Genomic DNA, 5,302 nt, shown 5'->3' with positions numbered 1-5,302 from the left:
GGTTCGATAGTCTCGTCTGACATCACGGCCTCGTTCAAAGAGCCGCCATCAACCCGTTGAACGCTCCGCCTACAAGGCGACCTTCAGACCACGCTTACTGATCGAGCACGTTGCAGCGTACATGTGGGAAAGCCGTATGGAGCGCGTGGAGGACCGGACGCCGTGGGGGGACGCTGGTGCGACCTGGAAGACGGCCTTTCGCGAGATGGCGGTCGCGGCTCATCAGGCGCTAAGACTACCGTAAGTTGTCACGCCCTTGACCGACTCAATCCTGATTTTGCAGCATCTTCAACCGTGATGGACCGACGCCCGAGCTCGGCCGCTCGGTCATACTTCCTCGATCTCCGTTTTGCTTTGCGCCGCACCTCAGAGAGCGAGGAACTTTTTTTCCGCCATTATCATCGGGAAGTAATCTGGCCGGCTAGCGAGACGACGAGGGCATCGCTAATGCCGCGGTGAGTGCCACAAACGGACCTGAGCCGCATCCGAAGGTTGGAGGTGTCTTGATTAGGACCGCGCCGGTGCGCCAGCTAGCCGAAAGTAACCTTCAGGAATGACGATCCAAACCAGAAGCCCAGTGGTCTGCGAATGTGGGCATTCCGGCACGTTGCGGCTATCGGAGAATGACGTCCCGCTAAGTTCGATGTGCGAAATCTACAATCTAGATGGCTTTTCCGGCGAGTGCGCGACCTTCACCAACTGGTCCCAGGTTAAAGCCGCCGGGCCGGTCTTGAGGCATCTCGATCCCCTTTGTCCATCATGCGGACAAAGGGGCCAAGTGCGCTTTCTGTAGATACTTTGAAAATTCGGTTTCAGTTGCTAGACGCTGCAATCGCGGAGTTGACTGGACGGATGGAGACATTCTCGCCAGCATGCTCAATCCTTTTTCCGCAAGTGAAATGTCTCCACAAATTCGGCGCGGCCACGAAGGCTACGAGAAACGACAGTCCAAGTGCTGCACTCGCAATCTTTCCTAGCTGGGGATTGATTTCGATGAAAGCGGCCATCAGGAACACGTGAAAGACAAACATCTGAATTGAATACTTACCGATTGCCCGAATTACAGGCAATGCAAAATATGATCGGATCGGCGCAGAAATCAACTTGATGGCGCGGTCTTGAGATGCGAGTAATACAACCAACATCGATATCGCAATGGTAGTATGTAGAAGATGTAGCGGATGCAGCTGCTTACGCACGGTCGTGGAAAAACTGTAATTGGCAACATCTGCAGGATCGTAAAACAGCTTACTCCGCAAAACTATTGTGGCGACACACAGACAGGCGAAAATGGCGTAACGTTGCCAAGGGTAACCGATTCTGAACAGAGCAGGTATTTTATCCGACCGATGGCCTGCAAACACCGCAGCAAAGAAAATGATTTGCCATGCGGCTATATTAAATAGCACGAAATCACTCAGGCCAAAGAAACCGTGACTAGGATAAATCTGTGAAAAAACGTAAGTTATAACTGAGGCTGCCAACCACAGTTCGGGTCTCACGCCAAATATCTTCCAAAATATTACTAGCATAAGGAAATCATAGAAATACATCGGGAGAATGTCAGAGTACATTCCACCTCGCTGGCCAAAAACAGTATTCAGTAAAAGATCACCGGTGTCATAAGCAGACAATATGCCGGCTGTTTGACTGAAAAATCCTACGGTTATCAGCAGAAAAGGAATAGCCGACAGGATGTAGTACTTGTATATTGTCCAAAGTCGACCTTTGAGGAACGCCCAAAATCTGCGAGGTTCCTTGAGCTTGCCCATAAGCATAACGCCGATGAGAAAGCCGGCTACTGGGACAAAAAACTCCGCATCGTATAATCCAATGACAAAGTGGTGGTGGATAAACCGAAACCACGTCGTATCTGGTTGGAAGCTTAGGTGGGCAACAAGCATGCCGATCAAAAGATGGCCGCGAATGCCGTCGATGATATCGATGCGCAATTAAACCCCCCCGGTTCTATCGCGCCAGTGGCGCTGATTACGACGGCATATATGTCTAAAGTACGCCTGGCAAATTGATACCCAGACTCTACTGCCGTCCGTTTATTACAATGGCATCCATGTTGAGATAGGTTAAGTTGATACCTGATTGTTACCGCTACCCCGTCGGTCACGTTGCTGCTATTCGAGCTTCTTCGGTTGTGGGGGATTAGCCGTGATTACGCAGGCGCAAGGGGCGATCGGGGAGGTGACGTTGCCGAACCGCGATTTCGTCCTCATCGACGAAATTACTGCCACTCAGACCCTCTGTAGGCTAGAACAGCATCAGGGCGGCATCATCGTTGATTTAGATGAAACATTGTATCTCCACAATTCGACAGAGGATTTCATCCGCCTCGCCCAGCCGTCCCTTATCGCTGCCTATCTGCTTCGCTTGCTTGACATGGCAGCACCGTGGCGTTTCGTCAGGCGCAAAGATACCCGCGACAATTGGCGACTGCTGCTAGTAGTAGCCCTCTTTCCATGGACGCTACTGAGATGGCGCCGCTTCTGCCGCAAAGTCGTTCCCAGTCGCCTGAATCGGCAACTGGTTGAAGGCCTGCGCTCAAATGGTGACCATGTCATTGTGGCGACCAACGGCTTCCGCATCGTCATCGAGCCAATGATGAACGCGTTTGGCTTGGAGAAACCTACCCTTGTTGCCTGTCGCCTTCTCTATTTGCGGGATCGAGCGAACGGAAAACTAGCTCTCCTAAGAACGAGATACGATGACGAATTTCTAGCGAGCTCCATTGTCATAACGGACTCCCGTACAGACACACCGCTTCTTCAGGTTTGCGCTGTGCCGTGCCTGACGCAGTGGACGGGAGCGATCTTCGACAAAGCGTTTAAGGGCGTCGCATACGTTCCCGGTGACTACATTACCTACGTCAAAAAGCCGAGAATGAGGGCGTCGCGAAAGCTGTTGCGAGAGGACCTGTTGCCGTGGCTTTTAGTGGGGTTGAGCACATCATTCACGCTCTCGCATATCTTGGGTTTGATATGCTTGTTCTACTCGATGTGGGCAGTTTATGAGGTCGGGTATTACGACAACGACGTAACTGCCAAGCTATATGAGAGCGACCCTCAACTGACGTCTGCCGCCGTTGCATTCGACGACCGCCGATTTCCGCTGAGAGCATGGGGGGTGGCACTTGCCCTTGGTTTGATCGGAAGCTTGCTGGTAGCGATGCCTACGGTGATGACGACCGCCCTTGTTTGGCTGGCTGTACTTTGCGGACTTCAAGCCACGTACTGGCTTTACAACCGAATGGATAAGGCGACCCGGGTCTGGCTCTACGTCCCGCTTCAAGCATTCCGCCGCGGAGCGGTGCTCGTCGTCGTGTTATATACGCCTGTCGTTGCAGCCATAATCGCCAGCGAAATATTGGCAAAATGGATTGAGTATCTCGTCTATCGTCTGCAACGGACAAGTGATGGGTATAAGTGGCCCGTCATGCCGTATCAGACGATAAAGTTGGTAATTGCGCTAACGCTTCTTCTGCCTCCTGCGCTTACCGGGAACTGGTCCTCTTACTGGACCCCGGCGATCTTATGCCTGCCGCTGTTTGCCTTCGAGGCGTGGCGGCTTGAGCGGCGCAAGGTGCTATCGAACGTTCACCGTCTTGACCGGCCCTCTAAAACCTGAGCGAATTGTTTCCTCCAACCATTTCGGAGGGTGACCGCGCCGGGGGGATTGCCCTCACCGCCATCTTCCGGCTGTGATCAACAAGCGCAAAGCCTAGCGAACGACTTGGTACCGATAGCCATCAAGGTGGCGGACGATAGTGTTCGGCTTCAGGCCGAGCACCTTCGCCCACTTGGCCCCGAGCTTAATCAGGCCATCAGGTTTGCCATCCGGCAGCAACTGACCGGCATCGACTATCTGCGGCACCGGGGCCGCGGGGGCAGTTGCAGCTTTAGCCGGCATGATCGCTGTGTTGATCGCGTAGCCCTTCGCATCACGGAGGCACGTCGGACCCCAGGTGACGCGCGCGTTCTTGCCTCCTGATTGCAGCAGCGTCCCGGGCAGCACGGCTACCTCACATGCCTTGACGAGAACCGTCACCGGCAACTCTGATGCGATGAACAGCACGGATGCGGTGTTGACGGTGTTTTTAACGACGAGACGATCAATCGTTACCACCTGCGCCGCGCCGCCGCTGATCCAGACGTGCGCATTGCGTGGATCAACGCTAGTCAGCTTCGTGCCGGTGAACTGACCCCAGATCCGGAAATTTCGGTAGTTGCGCGCTGCCGTCAGGTCATCGGCGACCGTGATGCACTTGGTATCGAGCCCGCCGTCACTGTTATCGTGCAGGTAGGTGCGGCTGATACGAAGGCTAGCGGTCCGAGTGCTGCAATCGACGCCATCGCCGTTCGTATATTTGTCCGGCACTTGATCCATGGTGAAACCGCTGAACTCGGCGTCGGAGACTGTCACCTCGCTCGGGCCGGAACCTGCGCCGACCACGAGGCCAGCGGGGAAGTCGCCGCCCTTGTTCACCTTCGTGGCAGCGACGGTGACGCGGTCTAAAACAAAGCCCTTCACCAACGTGTTGATCTGGAAGCCGATGCGGGAGACCGTCAGCTTCGCGTTCCGGACCGTCACGCGGTTGGCGTCACCCTTTTTGCTCTCCAGGAACTTATACGAACCGTTGCTGACGATGTTCTCGTACACCTTTCCGGCTTGCGGGCGAACGTCCGCGTAGGCCGGCGTGGTGATCAGGGCCGTCGCGGCGGTCGTTGCGAGTAAATTGCGGATCATTTGAGCGTTTCCTTATGCGGTCTGCGGAAGAACAGGAGCGACGAACTCGGGCGCGGCCATCATGATGGTACGCAGCGCGTTATAGCCGCTGTCGGTGCAAGCCTGCACCTGCATGGTCACGCCACTATCGAGTGACGCACAAGCTGCCTCAGCCAGGGACTCGGCAGCTTGGACCATCGTCAACTCCATGCGGTACGTCGCCATGCCGAGCGTTGAGATGGCCGGGTAATAGACCGCGCCCCAGTTCGGTGCGACGGACTCGTCAGGCATCAAGATTTCAAACGGCACCGCACCAGCACCCTTCGTGCCGCCCACGCCTTTGCCGCCTTCTGACCAGACGCGAGCTGGGCTGGCGGACGTATCCGCGTAGAGTGCGGTGTTATGGCTGTCGACGTTGTACGACGTCGCCGTTGCCGTGTGCAGCGATATGCGAAGCGGGGCACCACCTGAGCTGCTGCCGGTTTCGTGGACACCGAGATAAGGTGTTTTCGGAACCGGAGGGTGTAAATGCAACGACGGAAGTTCAGCCGAGAGTTCAAACTCG

General features: G+C 55.1%; 4 protein-coding genes. 1 reads left to right on the top strand and 3 read right to left on the bottom strand.

The genetic code is table 11. The features are described 5' to 3' along the window. Nucleotides 1-812: 812 nt before the first annotated feature. Nucleotides 813-1,952, bottom strand: coding sequence for an OpgC domain-containing protein (gene opgC, locus ASE69_RS12535; protein ID WP_056487135.1), 1,140 nt, complete (start codon nucleotides 1,950-1,952; stop codon nucleotides 813-815). Nucleotides 1,953-2,166: 214 nt separating this feature from the next. On the opposite strand from opgC, the gene ASE69_RS12530 reads away from it, so the two are divergent. Further along, entirely contained in the window at nucleotides 2,167-3,639 is a 1,473-nt protein-coding gene (locus ASE69_RS12530) for an HAD family hydrolase (protein WP_056487132.1), read from the top strand. A gap of 93 nt (nucleotides 3,640-3,732) precedes the next feature. Here ASE69_RS12530 and ASE69_RS12525 read toward each other — a convergent pair whose 3' ends face one another. Together ASE69_RS12525 and ASE69_RS22435 are read right to left on the bottom strand one after the other, a co-directional pair. Beyond that, on the bottom strand, nucleotides 3,733-4,758 hold the full coding sequence (locus ASE69_RS12525; protein WP_056487129.1) for a hypothetical protein: 1,026 nt from the start codon (nucleotides 4,756-4,758) through the stop codon (nucleotides 3,733-3,735). A 12-nt stretch (nucleotides 4,759-4,770) separates the two neighbouring features. After that, a partial coding sequence (locus ASE69_RS22435; RefSeq protein WP_162236885.1) for a hypothetical protein occupies nucleotides 4,771-5,302 on the bottom strand: 532 nt, incomplete at its 5' end.

It is taken from the genome of Sphingomonas sp. Leaf208 (genome assembly GCF_001421415.1).
Classification (GTDB): Bacteria; Pseudomonadota; Alphaproteobacteria; order Sphingomonadales; family Sphingomonadaceae; genus Sphingomonas.
Note: the sequence above shows the minus strand (reverse complement) of the source record. Positions and strands in the feature narration are given on the sequence as shown.